The organism is Agrobacterium sp. 33MFTa1.1 (assembly GCF_004328495.1).
GTDB lineage: Bacteria > Pseudomonadota > Alphaproteobacteria > Rhizobiales > Rhizobiaceae > Agrobacterium > Agrobacterium pusense.
Window position 1 is genome coordinate 701,115 of record NZ_CP036359.1, and the last position, 19,585, is coordinate 720,699.

19 protein-coding genes and 1 other RNA gene are annotated in these 19,585 nt (G+C 59.1%); 10 read left to right on the forward strand and 10 right to left on the reverse strand.

Translation table 11 applies throughout. The annotated features are described in order from the left end of the window. Positions 1-17 precede the first annotated feature (17 nt). Complete coding sequence (locus tag EYD00_RS17065; RefSeq protein WP_004445751.1) at positions 18-764, reverse strand: YebC/PmpR family DNA-binding transcriptional regulator; 747 nt, start codon at positions 762-764, stop codon at positions 18-20. Between the two features lie 198 nt (positions 765-962). Here EYD00_RS17065 and EYD00_RS17070 point away from each other — a divergent pair, with 198 nt between their 5' ends. Next, entirely contained in the window at positions 963-1,466 is a 504-nt protein-coding gene (locus tag EYD00_RS17070; protein ID WP_004445753.1) for a pyridoxamine 5'-phosphate oxidase family protein, read from the forward strand. Positions 1,467-1,503: 37 nt separating this feature from the next. On the opposite strand, the gene EYD00_RS17075 is transcribed toward EYD00_RS17070, so the two are convergent. From EYD00_RS17075 to EYD00_RS17110, 7 genes are all read right to left on the reverse strand, one after another. Then, on the reverse strand, positions 1,504-2,346 hold the full coding sequence (locus EYD00_RS17075; RefSeq protein ID WP_034497294.1) for an MBL fold metallo-hydrolase: 843 nt from the start codon (positions 2,344-2,346) through the stop codon (positions 1,504-1,506). 112 nt (positions 2,347-2,458) lie between these two features. Then, positions 2,459-3,283, reverse strand: a complete 825-nt coding sequence (locus EYD00_RS17080; RefSeq protein ID WP_004445757.1) for a TIGR00282 family metallophosphoesterase — start codon at positions 3,281-3,283, stop codon at positions 2,459-2,461. Between the two features lie 72 nt (positions 3,284-3,355). Next, complete coding sequence (locus tag EYD00_RS17085) at positions 3,356-3,973, reverse strand: 5-formyltetrahydrofolate cyclo-ligase (protein WP_034497298.1); 618 nt, start codon at positions 3,971-3,973, stop codon at positions 3,356-3,358. Further along, positions 3,973-5,235, reverse strand: coding sequence for a hemolysin family protein (locus tag EYD00_RS17090; RefSeq protein WP_004445761.1), 1,263 nt, complete (start codon positions 5,233-5,235; stop codon positions 3,973-3,975). The genes EYD00_RS17085 and EYD00_RS17090 overlap by 1 nt, the downstream gene beginning before the upstream one ends. A gap of 229 nt (positions 5,236-5,464) precedes the next feature. Beyond that, a non-coding RNA gene (gene ssrS / locus EYD00_RS17100) (6S RNA) lies at positions 5,465-5,623 on the reverse strand. A 76-nt stretch (positions 5,624-5,699) separates the two neighbouring features. Then, positions 5,700-6,077: a cell division protein ZapA gene (locus EYD00_RS17105; RefSeq protein ID WP_004445763.1), complete on the reverse strand. Its 378-nt coding sequence runs from the start codon at positions 6,075-6,077 to the stop codon at positions 5,700-5,702. A gap of 11 nt (positions 6,078-6,088) precedes the next feature. Then, positions 6,089-6,361, reverse strand: a complete 273-nt coding sequence (locus EYD00_RS17110) for a DUF4164 domain-containing protein (RefSeq protein WP_004445765.1) — start codon at positions 6,359-6,361, stop codon at positions 6,089-6,091. Positions 6,362-6,685: 324 nt separating this feature from the next. Between EYD00_RS17110 and tkt the strand changes: the two genes are divergently transcribed. The 5 genes from tkt (at position 6,686) to EYD00_RS17135 (ending at position 14,409) form a co-directional block, all read left to right on the forward strand. Beyond that, on the forward strand, positions 6,686-8,668 hold the full coding sequence (tkt, locus tag EYD00_RS17115) for a transketolase (protein WP_004445766.1): 1,983 nt from the start codon (positions 6,686-6,688) through the stop codon (positions 8,666-8,668). A gap of 62 nt (positions 8,669-8,730) precedes the next feature. Beyond that, positions 8,731-9,741: a type I glyceraldehyde-3-phosphate dehydrogenase gene (gene gap / locus EYD00_RS17120; protein ID WP_004445768.1), complete on the forward strand. Its 1,011-nt coding sequence runs from the start codon at positions 8,731-8,733 to the stop codon at positions 9,739-9,741. Positions 9,742-10,056: 315 nt separating this feature from the next. Then, positions 10,057-11,922: a potassium/proton antiporter gene (locus EYD00_RS17125; RefSeq protein ID WP_034497632.1), complete on the forward strand. Its 1,866-nt coding sequence runs from the start codon at positions 10,057-10,059 to the stop codon at positions 11,920-11,922. Positions 11,923-11,989: 67 nt separating this feature from the next. After that, positions 11,990-13,192 carry a phosphoglycerate kinase gene (locus EYD00_RS17130; RefSeq protein ID WP_034497303.1) on the forward strand — a complete coding sequence of 401 codons (1,203 nt, stop codon included), beginning with the start codon at positions 11,990-11,992 and terminating at the stop codon, positions 13,190-13,192. A gap of 191 nt (positions 13,193-13,383) precedes the next feature. Beyond that, complete coding sequence (locus tag EYD00_RS17135) at positions 13,384-14,409, forward strand: class I fructose-bisphosphate aldolase (protein ID WP_004445772.1); 1,026 nt, start codon at positions 13,384-13,386, stop codon at positions 14,407-14,409. Between the two features lie 54 nt (positions 14,410-14,463). Here EYD00_RS17135 and EYD00_RS25945 read toward each other — a convergent pair whose 3' ends face one another. After that, a complete protein-coding gene (locus EYD00_RS25945; protein WP_004445774.1) occupies positions 14,464-14,619 on the reverse strand; it encodes a hypothetical protein in 156 nt (51 codons plus the stop codon). Between the two features lie 137 nt (positions 14,620-14,756). Here EYD00_RS25945 and EYD00_RS17140 point away from each other — a divergent pair, with 137 nt between their 5' ends. The 3 genes from EYD00_RS17140 to rcdA all read left to right on the forward strand — a co-directional run bounded on the left by EYD00_RS17140 (position 14,757) and on the right by rcdA (position 17,151). Next, complete coding sequence (locus tag EYD00_RS17140; protein ID WP_004445776.1) at positions 14,757-16,046, forward strand: MFS transporter; 1,290 nt, start codon at positions 14,757-14,759, stop codon at positions 16,044-16,046. Further along, complete coding sequence (locus EYD00_RS17145; protein WP_004445779.1) at positions 16,043-16,234, forward strand: DUF1192 domain-containing protein; 192 nt, start codon at positions 16,043-16,045, stop codon at positions 16,232-16,234. Before EYD00_RS17140 ends, EYD00_RS17145 begins: the two co-directional genes overlap by 4 nt. Before the next feature lie 401 nt (positions 16,235-16,635). After that, positions 16,636-17,151: a protease adaptor protein RcdA gene (rcdA, locus tag EYD00_RS17150; protein ID WP_003506184.1), complete on the forward strand. Its 516-nt coding sequence runs from the start codon at positions 16,636-16,638 to the stop codon at positions 17,149-17,151. 151 nt (positions 17,152-17,302) lie between these two features. Here rcdA and rpmE read toward each other — a convergent pair whose 3' ends face one another. Beyond that, positions 17,303-17,524: a 50S ribosomal protein L31 gene (gene rpmE / locus EYD00_RS17155; RefSeq protein WP_003497640.1), complete on the reverse strand. Its 222-nt coding sequence runs from the start codon at positions 17,522-17,524 to the stop codon at positions 17,303-17,305. Positions 17,525-17,784: 260 nt separating this feature from the next. Here rpmE and EYD00_RS17160 point away from each other — a divergent pair, with 260 nt between their 5' ends. Further along, positions 17,785-19,584, forward strand: coding sequence for an ABC transporter transmembrane domain-containing protein (locus EYD00_RS17160; protein WP_034497633.1), 1,800 nt, complete (start codon positions 17,785-17,787; stop codon positions 19,582-19,584). Position 19,585: the final 1 nt, after the last annotated feature.

A 19,585-nucleotide genomic window follows, 5' to 3' on the forward strand; every position in this document is an offset into this window, starting at 1 on the left:
TTAAGAACGTGAAAATATCAGGCTGAAAGCTTGGCGAGAATTTCTTCCGACACTTCGAAGTTCGAATAGACGTTCTGCACGTCGTCATCGTCTTCGAGGTTGTCGATGAGTTTCATCAGCGACTGTGCCTTTTCTTCATCTACCGGTACCGTGTTCTGCGGCTTCCAGATGGCCTTGACGCTTTCGGCTTCGCCCAGCACGCCTTCCAGCGCCTTGGATACCTCGTTCATCGCTTCGAAACCGCAGATGATGATGTGGCCGTCTTCGGAAGATTCAACATCGTCCGCACCGGCCTCGATGGCCGCTTCCATCACCTTGTCTGCATCGCCGACTTCCGCCTTGTAGGAAATCTCGCCGACACGGTCGAAGGAGAAGGAGACCGATCCGGTTTCACCCAGCGCACCACCAGCCTTGGTGAAGATGGATCGTACATTGGAGGCAGTGCGGTTACGGTTGTCTGTAAGCGCCTCGACGATGACGGCGACGCCGCCAGGGCCGTAGCCTTCGTAGCGGACCTCATCATAGTTCTCGCCTTCGGCACCCGCAGCCTTCTTGATGGCACGTTCGATATTGTCTTTCGGCATGGACTGGGCCTTGGCGTTCTGGATGGCCAGACGCAGGCGCGGGTTCATGTTCGGGTCGGGCATGCCCGTCTTGGCCGCAACGGTGATTTCGCGCGCAAGCTTGGAAAACATTTTGGACCGCACGGAGTCCTGCTTGCCCTTGCGGTGCATGATGTTCTTGAACTGTGAATGACCAGCCATGGAAAACCTGATTTATCGTAATTTGGAGATTGCGGGCCTTATAAGTGCGATAGGCTCATCGTTCAAGCCCGCAGGCGCTTTCTCTTGCCGCAACAACAGAAGGAACTGATTTATCCGCTCTTCGTTCTGATCATGAACGCGACGGAGAAGGCCATCTTGTCCACTCCGCCGCAGCCCCAAACCGGAAGGAGAAGACATATGGTCAGCCTGACTGAAGCAAGAGAAGCCCCGGCCCGCCAGCTCTGGGACGAGATCAATTCCGTCCATGCCGGCATGCTCGGCCTTGAGGGCCTGCACAGTCACATGCAGCCTATGGCGCCCCATGCTGACCCCAAGACCAACACGATCTGGTTTTTTTCCAAAAAAGACACGGATCTGGTAAAATCGCTCAAATCCGGATCCCGCGCGCATTTCTGCCTCGTGGGCAAGGATCATGATTATCACGCCTGCCTTTCGGGCGTACTCGAAGCGCGCGATGACAAATCAAAGATCGACGAATACTGGAATTCAGTCACCGCCGCCTGGTACGAGCACGGCAAGAGCGATCCGCAACTGACCATGCTGGCGTTGCATGTCGATGATGCCGATATCTGGGCTTCGACGGACAGTACGCTGAAATTCGGCTGGGAAATCGCCAAGGCAAACATGTCGGATGACAAGACGCCGGACGTCGGCGTTCGCCAGCACCTCACCTTTGCCTGAGAACCCGCTCCCCGAGCCTTTCCCCGCCCGTCGCCATTTACATGCCTTTCGGCACCAGTATCTGCGGCTGGCGGGGAAGGTTTCTCATCGAGACCCGGATGACCGGATCGCTCGCATAGGCGATAGCGAAATTTTCGCCAAACATGGTCAGAAACTGCTCCAGCGGCGGGCCGGTGCGATGCATCGGCAGGATCAGCGCAGAGCGCAGGCGCTTGACCACCCTGCTCATGCTGTCGGCCCCCATGGTCAGACCACCATCGACAGGCACCATCAACACATCCAGGCGGCCGATCTCGGCATAATGCGTGTCCGTCAACTCATGATGCAGATGGCCGAGATGGCCGATACACAGCCCGGCAACCTCGAAGATGAAGATGGAATTGCCGTTTTCCTGAAAAGACTCATAATCTCCCCAGCGGTTGCGGATGTCGGTTGAGACATTGCGGATGTAAACGTCGCCCACGAGCACCTTGTGCTCGGCTTTTTCTCCCGGCGTATCGCTCCAGCCATGCAGCACATATTGAATGGCCGGGTCCGGATTGAGGGTGAAATGTGTGGAGTGCGCCCGGTTCATGGTCACCACCGTCGGCATGACGGGAGGGCGATAGACGCCGTTATAATCCGTGGCAATCGTTACCCCGCCGGGACTTTCGATCAGGTAGGTGGAGTGGCCGATGAAGCTGATTTTCACCTCTTCCTTCGCCGTGGCCTGAGCCAGCTGAACATTGCGCGCATCGAAGCGCGCGAACATCACGCCCGGAATGGCGCTGGCGATCGCCTGGCACTGGCTGACGGGAGGACGGCTCGCCGACTGGGAGAAGGCCGCTCCCGAACAGGCGATCAGTCCTGTTATTGCAAGCATTAGCACGCGCAGCATCATGCCACTCCCCTGAACTTGCGAAGCTGAGAGGATGGGACAGGTTTTGCCGAGCGTCCAGTTACATCAGCAACTGAAGGCTGGCACTCTCGTCATTGTGAACGCTTCGGCGGGATCAAACCCAGAAGGAAGGCAGCGTTTCCGAAAGTCGCGGCCCGATGCGCAGCGGCGCAATTTTTTCCGCAAGCCCAGTCCGGTCGGAAATCTCCACCCCGACACCGCAGATCGTGGCAGGCCCGCTCGCTGCCTCAAAGCGGCCCTTCGGCATCTTGGAGATAAAGCGGTTGATCGGCTCTTCCTTGTCCATTCCGAGGGAACTGTCATAATCGCCGCACATGCCCGCATCCGACATGTAGGCGGTTCCGCCGTTCAATATCTGTGCGTCAGCCGTCGGAACATGGGTGTGGGTGCCGACGACGAAGCTTGCACGGCCATCCACGAAATGTCCGAAGCACTGTTTCTCGCTGGTCGCCTCGGCGTGAAAATCGAAGATGATGGCATCCGCCTGTTCCTTCAGCGGGCAGGCAGCAAGAATGCTTTCCGCCGACTTGAAGGGGTCGTCCAGCTCCGGATGCATGAAGACCCGCCCCATGATGTTGGCGACCAATATGCGTGCGCCGTTGCGGGCATAAAAAATGCCCGAGCCCTTGCCCGGCGTACCCTCGGGATAATTGGCGGGCCGCAGGAACTGGTCATGGCGCTCGCAGAAGGAAACCGCCTCTTTCTGATCCCAGACGTGATTGCCGGTGGTGACAACATCGGCACCGGCATTGATGGTCTCGAGATAGATATCCTCGGTGATACCGAAACCACCAGCAGCATTCTCACCGTTGACGATGACGAAATCCAGCTTCAGATCGGAAATCAGCCCCGGCAATCGCTCCCAGACAGCCGTGCGTCCGGTCTTGCCAACCATGTCTCCGAGAAAAAGAAGCCTCATTCACCCGCCCCGATCTTGCGCATGTTTCGATATTTCGTCCCCTCTAACGGGTAATCCATCTTTTAAAAAGTGCTAAAGCGCCTTTTGCCCACTATCGGAGATCGACAACGGGGCTGAAAACCAGCGCAGACCGCTTTCTGTCAGAATGGCGTGAAGCGAGACATCGTGCGGTTCCGCGGGGATGTCTGCCACTTCCTGACAGTCAAAGGCGACACCGATGAGAACGGGCTGTTTGCCCTTGGCGTGCAACCGCGCGATGGCGCGGTCATAATGGCCTGCGCCATAACCAACCCGTTGCCCGTGTCCATCGAAGACGGAAAGAGGTACGAGCAGTATATCGGGATCGAGAAGCTCCGCATCCTCACCCGGACCGGTCGTGCCGAAGCCGGTCTTCACCAGCGGCGTACCCCTCTCGAAAGCCCTGAAGACAATGGTTTCACGATCCAGCACAACGGGAAGGACGAGACGTCCACCCCTTGCCCGCAACGCTTCCATCAGCGGACGGGTATCCGCCTCCGAGCGGATCGGCATGAAGCCGGAGATGACGGTCCCCGGCACAAGGGGAATATCCGCGGCACCGTGGGCGGTAATGGACTGGCTCTTCTCGTGCCGTTCCGCCAGCGTCAGAGCATCTCGCGCGGCGAGCCGTTCGCCGCGCAACCTTGCTTTTTCGGCAACGTCACCGGGCATCAGGCGGCCCGGCTCACGAGAACCTTGTCGATGCGGTGACCATCAAGGTCGATGACCTCGAAACGCCAGCCGTTGCGGGTTACATGTTCACCCAGTTCCGGCAGGCGACGGAACTCGTCCAGGACAAGTCCGGCGACGGTCTCGAACTCGGCGTCCTCATTGATCTGGAAGCCCATGCGATAAGCGAACTCATCGGCAGGCATCCAGCCGGCAACGAGGAACGAACCGTCCTCGCGCTCGACCATGGCCGGCTCTTCGTCGTCATCTTCCTGAAAGGCACCGGTAATGGCCTCCAGCACGTCGCCGGAGCTGATGATACCTTCGAAATGGCCGTACTCGTCATAAACGAGGACCATGTGCACGGTGGAGCGACGCAGCGACTGGATGACGTCAACGGCGCTCGTCAGGTCGGACACGACGGGCACCTCGCGCAGAAGCTCACGAATGTTGAGCTCCTTGCCGGAGGCCAGCGCATCGAAGGCGTCCTTGGCGAAAAGCACGCCAAGAATTTCGTCGGACGCGCCGTTGCGCACCGGCAGACGCGAACGCTGCGTCCCGCGAAGCTGCTCGCGGATTTCCTCGGCGCTGTCTTCGATATCGACCACCTCCACGTCGCGACGCGGCGTCATCAGGCCGCGCGCGTTGCGGTCAGCAAGGCGCATGACGCTGGTGATCATCGCCGATTCTTCGGTCTCGATCACGCCGGCGCTATGGGCTTCGGCCAGGACGGTGCGAATTTCATCGTCGGTAACCGACGCGTTGGATTCGCCACTATGGCCGAGAAGCGCCAGAATGGCCTTACCCGACCGGTCGAGCAGCCACACCAGCGGCGCGCCGACCTTGGACAGTAGCATCATGGTAGGCGCAACACGCGCGGCAATCTTTTCAGGATCGCGCAACGCAATCTGCTTTGGCACCAGTTCCCCGACGATCAGTGACAGGTAAGTAATGGCGACGACGACCGAGCCGACGCCAATTGCATCGGCCGCACGGTCAGGAACACCCTGCTCCAGAAGCCACGCCGTAAAGCGGGCACCGAGCGTGGCGCCGGAAAATGCGCCCGAGAGGACGCCGACCAGCGTGATGCCGATCTGCACTGTAGAAAGAAAGCGTCCGGGGTTTTCGGAAAGGCTGAGCGCCTGTGTGGCGCCCTTGCTGCCTTGCGTGGCAAGCACCTTTAGCCTCGCCGGTCTGGAGGAGACAACGGCAAGCTCGGACATGGCAAGCACACCGTTCAATACGGTGAGCAGGACCACGATCATAATTTCAGTAAACAAGTTTAGCTCTTTGGGCTGTTGAACGGCACGTCGCGGTTTTGGCCGCAGCGCCCCTTTTTAAAGGGCATGACAGACATACCAATCCGGATAATAGGGAATTGTTCCGCCATTGCAATGACAGGAATATAAAAAAGCCGTGCCCGGCAGTTATGAAAAATGACTGTCGACTATCTCGAGGGTACAGGGAAGCATCGGAATTGTCCCGAAACTTCAAGCGCGTTCCACGGCGACCGATGGAGATTTACGATCCTGGGTGCCTACAAAAGTAGGTGGGCACCGTGTGTCCAGCCCCACGGGACTGGCCAGGGACAGCTCCCTTTGGATCGAGTATGGCCCCAGGGATTGTGGTTCCTGTCGAGAAGCGCAGAACGCATTCAAGATATAGGACGGATCGGGAAAAACCGCCAGAGGCGCAGAGCGAAATTTTATCGCTTCGGAATTCCGGATGATCAGTGTGCCGCCGGTTTTGGGCGGTCCAGCAATTTTTCGGTAATGCCGTTCAGCCGGTCAGCCAGATCGCCGATGGCAAGCGCCACCATCTCATCCGACTTCGCCTTGTGCTCGGCCATGCCATCGCGATTGCGGGAGAGGGATGCGACCTCACCTTCCAGCTTCTCGATCTTGCGGTTGAGCTCGGAAAGCTCGTCCATCACCATGATACCAGCCATCACCGTTAGCCTCAGGTCGCCGATTTCTCCGAACTGGCTCTTGAGATGCCCGACATACCGGTCGAAACGGGTGGCAAGGTCGGTCAGGTGGTCTTCCTGGCCTGCTTCGCACGCCATGCGATAGGCCTTTCCGTCGATCATAACAGTAACTTGCGCCATGATACCCGCTCCTATCGATCCAGCACCGCGCGGATCGTCTCCATGGCCGTCACCAGCCGGCGCGAAACCTCGCGATTGACTTCTTCAAGACGGTTAGCGCGAAACTCGGCCTGGTCCAGTTCCTGCGCCAGTCTGGCGCGGTCGACATGGACGCGCTTCACCTCGTTATCGATCTCGCCGGTCTCTCTCTGCCGCTCGATACGCATATCGATGGCATTTTCGAGATTTGTGATGGCAGCATTCAGCTCCGTCAGCGCAGATTGTAAGGTCTTCTCAGCCGACATCGTTTTTTCCAACTCGCACGCCACCGGCCGAATCGTCCGGTTTCAGGCCATTTAAACGCTCACGAGGTTATTACCCGATTTACCATCCCGTCAATCAAACCAGTGCATTGTGGCGTTTTGCTCTGTGGATGAACGAAGAAACCGGGCCGGGCGGGACACGAAATCCGTTCCAGCCCCCGCTTTGCGAAACGATTTTTATCGACCGCAGAACCGCAATTGCCCGTCGATTTATTGACTTGCCTGCCTCACCTGCTATGGATCAACCCGCTTTTTGGATAGTTGCGTAAAACTATCTCCTTTCACCCGGAAACAGACGGAAAAGCCATGATTTCTCGCGACAAACACAACCGGATGGCAAATGCGATCCGCTTTCTTGCCATGGATGCAGTGGAGAAGGCCAACTCAGGCCATCCCGGTCTGCCGATGGGCGCCGCTGATGTCGCCACCGTTCTCTTCACCCGTTACTTGAAATTCGATCCCAAGGCGCCGCTTTGGCCGGATCGCGACCGTTTCGTGCTGTCGGCGGGTCATGGTTCGATGCTTCTTTACTCGCTGCTCTATCTGACGGGCTACGAGGACATGACGATCGACGAGATCAAGCGTTTCCGTCAATTCGGTTCCAAGACCGCCGGCCATCCTGAATATGGCCACGCCACCGGCATCGAAACGACCACTGGTCCGCTCGGCCAGGGCATCGCCAACGCCGTGGGCATGGCAATCGCCGAACGCAAGCTGGAAGAGGAGTTCGGCTCCGACCTGCAGAGCCACTTCACTTATGTACTGTGCGGCGACGGCTGCCTCATGGAAGGCATCAGCCACGAAGCCATCGCGCTTGCCGGCCATTTGAAGCTTAACAAGCTCGTTCTCTTCTGGGATGACAACAACATCACCATCGACGGCGAAGTTGGCCTCTCCGACAGCACCGATCAGATTGCCCGTTTCCAGGCGGTTCACTGGAACACCATCCGTGTTGACGGCCATGATCCGGATGCGATCGCCGCTGCCATCGAAGCCGCACAGAAATCGGACCGCCCGACCTTCATCGCCTGCAAGACCGTCATCGGTTTCGGCGCGCCCAACAAGCAGGGCACCCATAAGGTTCACGGCAACCCGCTCGGCGCAGAAGAAATCGCTGCGGCCCGCAAGAGCCTGAACTGGGAAGCCGAAGCTTTCGTCATTCCGGAAGACGTGCTGGATGCATGGCGTCTTGCCGGTCTGCGCTCCACCAAGACGCGTCAGGACTGGGAAGCCCGCCTCGAAGCCGCTGAGGCCGGCAAGAAAGCCGAGTTCAAGCGCCGCTTCGCCGGCGACCTGACGGGCAATTTCGATAGCTCGATCGATGCTTTCAAGAAGAAGATCATCGAGAACAACCCGACCGTTGCGACCCGCAAGGCCTCGGAAGACTCGCTCGAAGTCATTAACGGCGTGCTGCCGGAAATGATCGGCGGTTCTGCCGACCTGACGCCGTCCAACAACACCAAGACCAGCCAGATGAAGTCCATCACGCCGACGGACTTCTCCGGCCGTTACCTGCACTACGGCATCCGCGAACACGGCATGGCTGCTGCCATGAACGGCATCGCACTGCATGGCGGTCTCATTCCTTATGCGGGCGGCTTCCTGATCTTCTCGGACTACTGCCGTCCGTCGATCCGTCTTGCTGCCCTCATGGGCATCCGCGTCGTCCACGTTCTGACGCATGATTCCATCGGCGTTGGCGAAGACGGCCCTACCCACCAGCCGGTGGAGCAGATCGCTGCCCTTCGCGCCATTCCGAACCTGCTCGTCTTCCGCCCGGCGGATGAAACCGAGACGGCGGAATGCTGGCAGCTGGCGCTGGAACAGAAGCATCGTCCGTCTGCGCTGGCCCTAACCCGCCAGAACCTTGCACCTTCGCGCAAGGAATATGAAGAGAAGAACCTGTCTGCTTACGGCGCCTACGAACTCGTTTCCGCCAGCGACGCCAAGGTTTCGATCTTCGCTTCCGGTTCGGAGGTCGAAGTGGCTCTGAAAGCGGCCGCAACGCTGAAGGACAAGGGCGTATCCGCCCGCGTCGTTTCCGTTCCCTGCTTCGAACTCTTCAAGGAACAGCCGGAAACCTATCGCAACGCCATCATCGGCAAGGCTCCGGTCAAGATCGCGGTGGAAGCCGCCATCCGCCAGGGCTGGGATTATTTCATCGGTAACGATGGCGCTTTCGTCGGCATGCACTCCTTTGGAGCGTCCGCCCCGGCGAAGGATCTCTTCAAGCACTTCGGTATCACGGCAGAAGCTGTCGTCGCCGCAGTCGAGGCAAAACTTGCGTAAGGGCTTCCCAAGCCCTCACCATTCAGCAAAGACCAAGCCCATTCTTGATCGGGAGACTGTAAATGACTGTAAAAGTTGCCATTAACGGCTTCGGCCGCATCGGCCGCAATGTTTTGCGCGCCATCGTCGAATCCGGCCGCACCGATATCGAAGTCGTCGCCATCAACGACCTCGGCCCGGTTGAAACCAACGCTCACCTGCTGCGCTACGATTCGATCCACGGCAAGTTCCCGGCCGACGTCAAGGTCGAAGGCGACACCATCATCGTTGGCGGCGGCAAGCCGATCAAGGTGACGGCCGTTCGCGACCCGGCAACGCTGCCGCACAAGGAACTGGGCGTCGATATCGCGCTTGAGTGCACCGGCATCTTCACAGCCCGCGACAAGGCTGCTGCCCATCTGACGGCCGGCGCCAAGCGCGTCATCGTTTCGGCTCCCGCTGACGGCGCCGACCTCACCGTCGTCTTCGGTGTCAACCATGACCAGCTGACGAAAGATCACCTCGTCATCTCCAACGCATCCTGCACCACCAACTGCCTCGTGCCGGTCGTGAAGGTTCTCGATGACGCCGTTGGCATCGATCATGGCTTCATGACCACGATCCACTCCTACACCGGCGACCAGCCGACGCTGGACACCATGCACAAGGATTTGTACCGCGCCCGCGCCGCAGCCCTGTCCATGATCCCGACCTCGACAGGCGCCGCAAAGGCTGTTGGCCTCGTCCTGCCGCACCTCAAGGGCAAGCTTGACGGCACGTCGATCCGCGTTCCGACCCCGAACGTGTCGGTCGTCGACTTCAAGTTCGTGGCCAAGAAGAGCACGACGGTTGCCGAAATCAACGCAGCCATCAAGGCGGCTTCCGACGGCCAGCTGAAGGGCATCCTCGGCTATACCGACGAGCCGCTGGTTTCCCGCGATTTCAACCACGACAGCCACTCGTCGATCTTCGCCAATGACCAGACCAAGGTCATGGAAGGCAACTTCGTGCGCGTCCTGTCCTGGTACGACAACGAGTGGGGCTTCTCCAACCGCATGTCGGATACGGCTGTCGCCTTCGCGAAGACCATCTAACAAATACCCATCAGTCGATGCATTCCGGCGGGAGCAATCCCGCCGGATTTTTTATTCCCGGTTTTCCTCTACAGTGCCGCCATGTTTTCAATTTCCTGCCTTTGTCTGGTCCATTTTGAAACGGACAAGGGACGCAGGGATAACGGTCGTGCGCAATGCACTTCGGCCCTGCCGTATCTTTCGATACACCCCGCCTTGCGTTACCTTTCAACGCCGCCGACCGAGCGCTGACAGACCGCAACCCGTGGCGCATTGACTGCGAACGTGCAGAGCAATCATTGCGGTGGCCAGCGCGGCGTGAAAGAGGCGGTGGACGTGGAATCATTTTATCTGTTGTTGCTGGTGGCAACTGTTCTTGTCCTCGTCGCTGCCTTCTCGAGCCTCATCGCCTACCGCTTCGGCGCGCCGCTGCTGCTGCTTTTCCTTGTGATTGGACTTGCGGCGGGTGTGGACGGACTCGGTATCGAATTCACCAACAACCCTCTCGCCTATATGCTCGGTTCGCTGGTACTTGCCGTCATCCTGTTCGACTCCGGGTTTGGCACGTCGATCCAGTCTTTCCGGCTTTCCGCGGCACCGGCAATGGCGCTTGCCACGGTCGGCGTTATTCTCACATCCGTCTTTTTCGCGGGCGCAGCCGCCCTCCTGCTCGGGCTCTCCTGGCTAGAGGGCCTGCTGCTCGGTGCCATCGTCGCCTCCACCGATGCGGCAGCGGTGTTTTTCCTGCTGCGCATCGGCGGCATCCACATCCGCGATCAGGTGCGCTCCACGCTGGAGGTCGAATCCGGTACCAACGATCCAATGGCCATCTTCCTCACAGTCGCCCTGGTCGAGATCATCGCCAAAGGACAGGGCCTGGCCGGTATCGACAGCGGTTTTCTGCTGCTTTTTGTTGAGGAAATGGGCCTCGGTGTGATCGTCGGCGTGCTGGGCGGTCTCATGATCGCCGCCGTGGTCAACCGTTTTGCCGCCGATCGCGGGCTGGCGCCGATCTTTGTGCTTGCGCTGGCGCTGCTCGTGTTTTCCTTCACCGGCACGATTGGCGGCAGCGGCTTTCTGGCGGTCTATGTCGCCGGCATTGTCGCCGGCAATCGCAGAATCTTCGCCAAGGAAACGATCCGTCGCTTCCACGAAGGGCTGACGTGGCTGGCACAGATCATCATGTTCCTGATGCTCGGCCTGCTTGCCACGCCGTCGCAGTTTCCTGCAATCGCAATTCCAGCCATCCTGCTGGCGCTGTTCCTGATCTTCGTCGCCCGTCCGCTCGCGGTCTGGCTCAGCCTCATGCCGTTTAACTACACCCAACAGGAAACCTCTTTCGTCGCCTGGGTGGGCCTGCGCGGCGCCGTCTCCATCCTGCTTGCCATCATGCCCATCCTCGGCGGACTTGATGACGCCCAGATCTATTTCAATGCCGCCTTCATCATCGTGCTGGTATCGCTCCTCGTGCAGGGCTGGACCATCAAACCAGTGGCAACAAGGCTGGGGCTGATCGTGCCGCCGCGCATGGGCGAGGTGGACAAGCTGGAGGTTGACCTTCCCGGCACGGCCAATCACGAACTGATTTCCTACCGCGTGGCAAAGGGCAGCGCCATCCTGCAGGGCGAGCGCATTCCCCGCTGGGCGATGCCTTCGCTGGTGGTGCGTGACGGTAAATCGATTCGCTACCAATATGCCGGGCGACTGCGTGAAAATGATCTTGTCTATCTCTTCATCGCCCCCGGTTACTCCCGCCTGATCGACCGGCTCTTCGCGAGCGCCCTGCCCGTCGCCGATGACGACGCCGATTTCTTCGGCACCTTCGCGATCTCTCCCGCCCGCCCGGCGAAGGAGCTTGATGCCGCCTATGGTCCCGGCCTGCTTGCGCCAGCAGAACAGGCAATGAGCATCGCAGAACTCATCGAGACACGTCTTGCCGGACGGGCCGACTATGCCGACCGCGTGCGCCTCGGCTCCATCGTCCTGATCGTGCGAACTTTGGACGAACATGAGGCGATAGCGGGTGTCGGAATTTCGCTGGAGCCGGTCGAACCGGCTACCACCCTGCCGATCTTCATCAGCTTCTCGGAAATTTTCAAACGGGTGCGCGACTATCTGGCGCAGCGGCGTCAGTCGCGTTCCACCGCTACCGCACAAGACGTGGTCGTACCTTCAAACACCGTGAGAGAAAATGAAGCCTGACCGGCTTGCGTCGGCAATCAGGCATAGTATGGTCCCTGCCGAACTCGCAACAAATCAGGATCGACCTATGCCCGCTTTCAAGACCATCGATGACCTCAACGACATTGCCGGAAAGCGCGTTCTCGTCCGCGTTGATCTCAACGTGCCGGTCGCGGATGGCAAAGTTACGGACAAGACCCGTATCGAGCGGGTCGCGCCGACCATTCTGGAACTTTCCAAGAAGGGCGCAAAGGTTATTCTGCTTGCCCATTTTGGCCGTCCGAAGGGCGAACCCGTGGCTGACATGTCGCTTTCCCAGATCGTACCAGCAGTTGAGGAAGTGCTGGACCACGCCGTCTCCTTCGCGTCCGACTGCATCGGCGCGCCGGCGGCGGAAGCCGTTGCGAAACTGAATGACGGCGACATCCTGCTTCTGGAAAACACGCGCTTCCACAAGGGCGAAGAAAAGAACGACCCCACCTTCGTCGAGGCTCTGGCGGCCAATGGCGATATCTATGTGAACGACGCCTTCTCCGCCGCGCATCGCGCCCACGCCTCCACCGAGGGCCTCGCCCGCCACCTGCCCGCCTATGCCGGCCGCACCATGCAGGCCGAGCTTGAGGCTCTGGAAAAGGGCCTCGTCCAGCCGGTGCGTCCCGTCGTCGCCATCGTCGGCGGCGCGAAGGTTTCAAGCAAAATCGATCTTCTGATGAACCTCGTCAAGAAGGTCGACGCCCTCGTCATCGGCGGCGGCATGGCCAACACCTTCCTCGCCGCCCGTGGCGCCCAGGTTGGAAAATCGCTCTGCGAGCACGATCTGGCCGAAACCGCAAAGCAGATCATGATCGAGGCCGCGACTTCCGGCTGTGCCATCGTGCTGCCGGAAGACGGCGTCGTTGCCCGCGAATTCAAGGCCGGTGCGGCCAGTGAAACGGTCGACATCAATGCCATTCCCGCTGACGCCATGGTGCTCGATGTCGGCCCGAAATCGGTTGAAAGCATCAAGGCCTGGATTTCACGCGCGGAAACGCTGGTCTGGAACGGGCCGCTCGGCGCCTTCGAAATCGAACCCTTCGATGCAGCCACCGTGGCTGCCGCAAAACATGCCGCGGAATGCACGAAGGCCGGCAAGCTCGTCTCCGTCGCAGGCGGCGGCGACACCGTGGCCGCGCTCAACCATGCTGGCGTTTCCGAGGATTTCTCCTATGTTTCGACCGCCGGCGGCGCCTTCCTTGAATGGATGGAAGGCAAGGAACTGCCGGGCGTTGCCATCCTGAACGCCGCCAAGTAAACTTATCTCACTTGCCTGACACGAGGCCGGACAAGCGATGCTTGTCCGGCCTTGTTTTTTGGTAGGTGCACGCGGGAGGAAAAGTTTCAAACGATTGAAATCATTTCAATCGTTTCAATGAGTTAGCGTGCCATTTCCCTGCCCTGGAACTTCTGTTATCGGAAATTTATTGTGCCTTGGGAGAATAGCAAATGACCGAACGTCTCGAAGACATCGCAATCAAAATGGTCGCCGACGGCAAGGGCCTGCTCGCCGCCGACGAATCCACGGGAACGATCAAAAAGCGTTTCGACAGCATCAATCTGGAGTCCACCGAGACCGCCCGCCGCGACTATCGCGAGATGCTGTTCCGTTCCGACGACGCCATGAAGAAATATATCTCCGGCGTCATTCTCTATGAAGAGACCCTGTTCCAGAAGGCTGCCGACGGCACACCTTTCGTTGATATCATCAAGGCGGCTGGCAGCCTGCCGGGCATCAAGGTGGATATCGGCGCCAAGCCGATGGCCTTCCACCCGCATGAATTCATTACCGAAGGCCTCGACGGTCTTTATGAGCGCCTGCGCAAGTACCACGAAGCCGGTGCGCGCTTCGCCAAGTGGCGTGGCGTCATCACCATCGGTGAACAGCGCCCGAGCTGGGGTTCGATCAAGGCAAACTCCCAGTCGCTCGCCCGTTATGCCGCTCTCTGCCAGCAGGCGGATATCGTGCCGATCGTGGAGCCTGAAGTCCTGATGGACGGCGAGCCGGGCACGCATGACATCGACCGCTGCGCGGAAGTCACGCAATGGGTTCTGCAGACCGTCTTCGCGGACCTGTTCGACGCCCGCGTGAACCTCGAAGGCATGATCCTCAAGCCGAACATGATCATCGACGGCAAGAAGGCCCGCAAGGCTTCCGTCGAGGAAGTGGCGGAAAAGACAGTGAAGGTCCTGAAGGCGACCGTACCTTCCGCCGTTCCGGGCATTGCCTTCCTTTCCGGCGGCCAGTCCTCCGAAGAAGCAACGGCGCATCTCTCCGCCATGAATTCCGGCTATGACCTGCCCTGGTCTCTCACCTACTCCTACGGCCGTGCGCTTCAGGATACGGCCCTCAAGACCTGGGGCGGCAAGCAGGAGAATGTCGCTGCCGGCCAGCGCGCCTTCACGCACCGCGCCGCCATGAACAGCCTGGCGGCCAAGGGCAACTGGAAGCAGGAACTCGAAAAGGCAGCCTGAGGCTTCGCTCCAGAGCTTTAGTGAATGAAAGCCGCCTCCCGGGGCGGCTTTTTCTTATGGGCGCAGAAGCAGCGTTACCGACCAGATGACAAAGGCGGCAACCGCTATCTTCCAGCAATCGCCCCGTTTCTTCAGCCCCGGCAGGCCGAGCGGCCGGATAATCTGGACGGCCATGGCCAGCAGTAAAAAAAGGCCGATCGCCTTCGTCATTTATTGAGCCTTTTCTTTATTTCTGCATCGTCACAGGCTGGACATTTTTACCGTTCACCAGAAGAGTGCAACTCATTCGGGTAACTCCCGTTGTATGACCTGTCCGACCGTCCGTCCGAACGCATGAGAGTGTTGTCATGAGCAGAAATCTTCTACCCGTATTCGCTCTTTTATCCAGCACTCTGTTTCTCTTTCTCGGCAACGGTCTTCAGGGCCTCGTTCTGCCAGTGCGTGGCTCGGCAGAAGGTTACTCCAACGAGATCCTTGGTTTCCTCGGAACCTCCTGGGCTGCGGGCTTCGTTGTTGGTTGTTTTGTCGCGCCGGCCATCGTGCGCCGTGCTGGCCATGTGCGGGCTTTTGCGTCTTTCGTCGCATTGGTATGCCTGACCGTGCTCATGACCGGTCTCATCGTTGATGACGTCTGGTGGATTACGCTACGTGCTCTTACCGGCTTCTGCACCGCCGGCACCTCAATGATCATCGAAAGCTGGCTGAACGAGCGTGCCACGAACGAAAGCCGCGGCATGATCTTTTCGCTCTATATCGCCATCACGCTTCTGGGCGTCGTGGCGGGACAGATGATCGTGCCGATGGGAGATATCAGCAATACCTCGCTGTTCATGATCTGCGGCATCATTTATTGCATCGCCATTCTGCCGGCAACGCTTTCAAAGGCGGCCAGTCCACAGCCTTTGCAGAAGGTGAAACTGGATTTGCCGGCGCTCTATCGCAACTCCCCGGTCTCCTTCGTCGGCATTTTGATGATCGGCATCGCCAACGGTGCGTACGGCACGCTCGGCGCCGTCTTCGGTGCCCGGGCAGGCCTGGATCCGACCATGATCGCCATCATGGTGTCCGTCACGATTTTCGTCGGCGCATTGGCGCAGTTCCCGGCGGGTCGCCTTTCGGACAGGATAGACCGTCGTTACGTGCTGGCCGGCCTCGCGGGGCTTGGCGCCGTCGCGGGACTTGCGGTCGCAGCCGTGCAGCCGCATCACGTCTACGTTCTGATTCCGATGATCGCCGTTTACGGTGCAGCCGCCAATGCGCTCTATCCCATCGCCGTGGCGCACGCCAACGACTTTGCGGCGTCCGAGGATTTCGTCAAGGTTTCAGGCGGGTTGCTGTTGCTTTACGGCGTCGGCACCATTATCGGACCGACGCTCGGCGGCGCTGTCATGACCTATTCCGGGCCCTATGCGCTGTTTCTGGTCACAGCCGTCGCCCATATTTTGATTACTGCCTATGCCATTATCAGAAGCCGCAGGCGCGCCGCGCTTTCAACCGACGAGAAAGACAATTTCTCGACGATGATGCCGACGACGCCTTCGCCGCTGGTGACACCGGAGAGTATTGCGCTTGACCCGCGCGCGCCGCAATATCCCGGCGAGGATGGGGACTACGTGGAAAAAGGAGCAGGCATATGAGCCTCTTTGACGACGACCGCCCGCAAAAACCCGCTGCACACCAGATTGGCAGCGATCTCAGCCTTCTCTCCGTGGACGAACTGGACAGCCGGATCGAGCTTCTCCAGGCCGAAATCACCCGACTCGAAGAGGAAAGAAAGCGGAAATCCGCGGGAAGACAGGCGGCGGAGAATCTTTTCCGATCCTGATGCGCGGTGACCAATAAACCCGGCCCGCACGTGCCTAATGGCAGACTCGGTTCAACGTGCGTTCCAAAATAAGAGGTTTTGGGTCAGTCTTTCGTTTACCATTAACCAAAAATTAAGCTTTCTGAGAGATTACTATACATGTCCAGTTCTTCTGGATTTCAGGCATCTTCTCCATTCGGCGAATTGGTCTGATTTTTCTCCCTGTTTTACCTTGAGAGCCGCTTTCGCGGCTCTTTTTTTGCCGCCGCCGGCTTCGGTAAAACTGTGGGTATTAACCCTTCTTTAATAATTGCCTTGCGCATTTCAGGTAAAGATACCATCCTGAAAATACTAAAGGCCGGAACAAAATATCCGGATCGTCGTTGCCTGACAGTGTGGTGCGTGAGCAGGGATTTAAAGAAATGTCGGAACAGGTTTTAAATACCATAAGCTTTGCGGGGCGCGCGGCTGCTTCCAACCAGTTCAAGACCCTCTATACCGAAGGCATGACCCTGGTGGAGGAAACTGCGAGCTATCTCGACGGCGCCGGCCGCGCTGCCTCAAAAGTTCTGCCGCGCATGGCCTCAGTGCTTTATGCCGCGGAATCGATGCGCCTCACGACTCGCCTGATGCAGATGGCCTCCTGGCTGCTTCTCCAGCGCGCCGTCAACAACGGTGAAATGACCCGCGATCAGGTTTTGAGCGAGAAGAATAAGGTTCGCCTCGACAGCTTCAACGTCGACCGCAACGCGCCCGGCTGGAACGACCTGCCGGAGTCCTTCCGCGATCTTATCGAGCGCTCGCTGCGTCTCCAGAACCGCATCGCCCTGCTCGACCGCGAAATCTATCGCCCCTCCGAAGCCGCGAAGGTGCCGGACAATGAGAACAGCGTTCAGGCGCAGCTCAACCTTCTGCGCACGGCTTTCTCGATCAACTGAGAAAACACCACATTGAGTGGACAATTTGAAAGCAGGCTCACCGGCCTGCTTTTTTGTTTCAGCGGTCATGCGGGTAGATGCCGTCGCCAAAACAGCGCAACAAAAAAGCCCGGTAAAACCGGGCTTTTTTAACAATCCGTCCGCAAGGGAATCAGAGGCCGAGGCCGCCGAAACGCTTGTTGAACTTGGAAACGCGACCACCGCGGTCCATAAGCTGCTGGTTGCCGCCCGTCCATGCCGGATGGGACTTGGGGTCGATTTCAAGGTTCATGACGGCGCCTTCCGAACCCCAGGTAGAGCGGGTTTCGTATTCGGTGCCATCGGTCATGACCACCTTGATCGTGTGATAATCGGGATGGATATCAGCCTTCATGACAATCTTCCTGGTTAAGTGACGTGCGGTCCATTTGCCGCAATTGCGTCAACTGAGCCAATTCAATAAATGAAGCCATAGTCCAGATGGGCTATGGCTTCCCAATTCGATGCGGAGCCTATACATGAAGGTCGCCGAGATAACAAGAGCCTGCTATCCCCTTGTGAAAGGAGATGGCCGCCGGGCAGGAATTTTACCGCAGACCGGAAATTCGCCCGCAAAAGGCCGAAAAATGGCGAAGAACGAGGAGCATAGAGGACGTGGCAGACATCGAACAGCATAAAGCGGTGAAACAGAGAAGCCTGAAACCGCTCCTTGGCCTGTTTCCTTATCTCAGGCGTTATCGTGGCTTGATGGCTGCGGCTCTTTTTGCACTTGTTCTGTCTTCCGCCACGACTCTCGCCTTGCCGCTCGCCGTTCGCCGCATCATCGATCACGGTTTTCAGACGCCTGATGGCGGTATGATCAACAGCTACTTCGCCATGCTTTTAGCCATTGCGGTTGTTCTCGCACTCGCCAGCGCGATGCGTTATTATTATGTCATGACGATCGGCGAGAGGGTCGTTGCCGATCTGCGCCGCGATGTGTTCGCCCATCTCACCACGCTGTCACAGCAATTCTTCGATGCCAACCGCTCAGGCGAGCTCACCTCGCGACTGACGGCCGACACGGTGCAGATCCGCTCCGCATTCGGCTCATCTGCGTCGGTGGCGTTGCGCAACATCATCATGTGCTGCGGCGCCGTGGCGATGATGATCTATACCAGCCCCGGTCTTTCCGGACTCGCGCTGCTGGCCATTCCCTTTATCGTTTTTCCCCTGATTGCCTTCGGGCGCTCGGTCCGCGCCCGCTCCCGTACGACACAAGACACATTGGCCAATTCCGCCGCTTATGCTTCCGAGACGATTGCGGCGAGCCGCACCGTACAGTCCTTCAATGCCGAGACGCTGGCGAATGCCCGTTATGGCGCTTCGGTGGAAGCGGCCTATCAGGGCGCACGCGCCGCCATCGGCGCACGCTCCATCCTCACCGCTGTCGCCATCACGCTCGTCTTCGGCAGCGTTGTCGGCATTCTCTGGTATGGGGCGCAAAGCGTCCTGTCCGGTAGCATGACCGCGGGAACGCTCGGTCAGTTCGTGCTTTATTCGGTCATCGCGGCCAGCGGCCTTGGCCAGCTCTCGGAAGTCTGGGGAGAACTGGCGCAGGCCGGCGGCGCGGCGGAACGGCTGTCCGAACTGCTGGACGAGCGCTCGCCGGTTCTCGATCCCGTCGCGCCCGTCACTCTGCCCCAGCCACCGCGTGGCGAAGCCGCATTCGAGAATGTCGATTTTGTCTACCCGCTCGCGGCAGGACGGCCGATAGTCTCCGGCCTCTCCTTCAAAGTCAGCGCCGGCGAAACCGTCGCCATCGTCGGACCCTCCGGTGCGGGCAAGAGCACGGTCTTTTCGCTGCTGATGCGCTTTTACGATCCGCAGCAGGGCCGTATCACCATTGACGGCGCTGATATCCGCAACGTCAAGCTCGCCGATCTGCGGGCGCGCCTGTCCATCGTTCCGCAGGATGTGGCGATATTCGCCTCCTCCATCCATGACAATATCGCCTTTGGGCGGCCTGACGCGACACGGGAAGAAGTGCGCGCCGCAGCCATCGCCGCGCAGGCCGACAGCTTCATCGAACGCCTTACCGACGGATATGACACCCAGGTGGGAGAGCGCGGCGTGACGCTTTCCGGCGGGCAGCGCCAGCGCATCGCCATTGCCCGCGCCATCCTGCGCAACGCACCTATCCTGCTTTTGGACGAGGCCACCTCGGCGCTCGACGCGGAAAGCGAGACACTGGTACAGAAGGCTCTCGATGAGCTCATGAGCAGCCGCACCACCATTGTCATCGCCCACCGCCTTGCCACCGTTCTCAAAGCCGACCGCATTCTGGTGATGGATGAAGGCCGCATCATCGAGGAAGGCACGCATCAGAGTCTCATTCGCCAGAACGGTCTCTATGCCCGGCTCGCCCGTCTGCAATTCCAGACCGGGCCCGAAGAACTGCGCGCACAGGCCTGAG

Bases quoted from the DNA above. Each gene is read 5' to 3' on its own strand.
- EYD00_RS17065 (WP_004445751.1), bottom strand. From the start codon at position 764: ATGGCTGGTCATTCACAGTTCAAGAACATCATGCACCGCAAGGGCAAG.
- EYD00_RS17070 (WP_004445753.1), top strand. From the start codon at position 963: ATGGTCAGCCTGACTGAAGCAAGAGAAGCCCCGGCCCGCCAGCTCTGG.
- EYD00_RS17075 (WP_034497294.1), bottom strand. From the start codon at position 2,346: ATGATGCTGCGCGTGCTAATGCTTGCAATAACAGGACTGATCGCCTGT.
- EYD00_RS17080 (WP_004445757.1), bottom strand. From the start codon at position 3,283: ATGAGGCTTCTTTTTCTCGGAGACATGGTTGGCAAGACCGGACGCACG.
- EYD00_RS17085 (WP_034497298.1), bottom strand. From the start codon at position 3,973: ATGCCCGGTGACGTTGCCGAAAAAGCAAGGTTGCGCGGCGAACGGCTC.
- EYD00_RS17090 (WP_004445761.1), bottom strand. From the start codon at position 5,235: ATGATCGTGGTCCTGCTCACCGTATTGAACGGTGTGCTTGCCATGTCC.
- EYD00_RS17105 (WP_004445763.1), bottom strand. From the start codon at position 6,077: ATGGCGCAAGTTACTGTTATGATCGACGGAAAGGCCTATCGCATGGCG.
- EYD00_RS17110 (WP_004445765.1), bottom strand. From the start codon at position 6,361: ATGTCGGCTGAGAAGACCTTACAATCTGCGCTGACGGAGCTGAATGCT.
- tkt (WP_004445766.1), top strand. From the start codon at position 6,686: ATGATTTCTCGCGACAAACACAACCGGATGGCAAATGCGATCCGCTTT.
- gap (WP_004445768.1), top strand. From the start codon at position 8,731: ATGACTGTAAAAGTTGCCATTAACGGCTTCGGCCGCATCGGCCGCAAT.
- EYD00_RS17130 (WP_034497303.1), top strand. From the start codon at position 11,990: ATGCCCGCTTTCAAGACCATCGATGACCTCAACGACATTGCCGGAAAG.
- EYD00_RS17135 (WP_004445772.1), top strand. From the start codon at position 13,384: ATGACCGAACGTCTCGAAGACATCGCAATCAAAATGGTCGCCGACGGC.
- EYD00_RS25945 (WP_004445774.1), bottom strand. From the start codon at position 14,619: ATGACGAAGGCGATCGGCCTTTTTTTACTGCTGGCCATGGCCGTCCAG.
- EYD00_RS17140 (WP_004445776.1), top strand. From the start codon at position 14,757: ATGAGCAGAAATCTTCTACCCGTATTCGCTCTTTTATCCAGCACTCTG.
- EYD00_RS17145 (WP_004445779.1), top strand. From the start codon at position 16,043: ATGAGCCTCTTTGACGACGACCGCCCGCAAAAACCCGCTGCACACCAG.
- rcdA (WP_003506184.1), top strand. From the start codon at position 16,636: ATGTCGGAACAGGTTTTAAATACCATAAGCTTTGCGGGGCGCGCGGCT.
- rpmE (WP_003497640.1), bottom strand. From the start codon at position 17,524: ATGAAGGCTGATATCCATCCCGATTATCACACGATCAAGGTGGTCATG.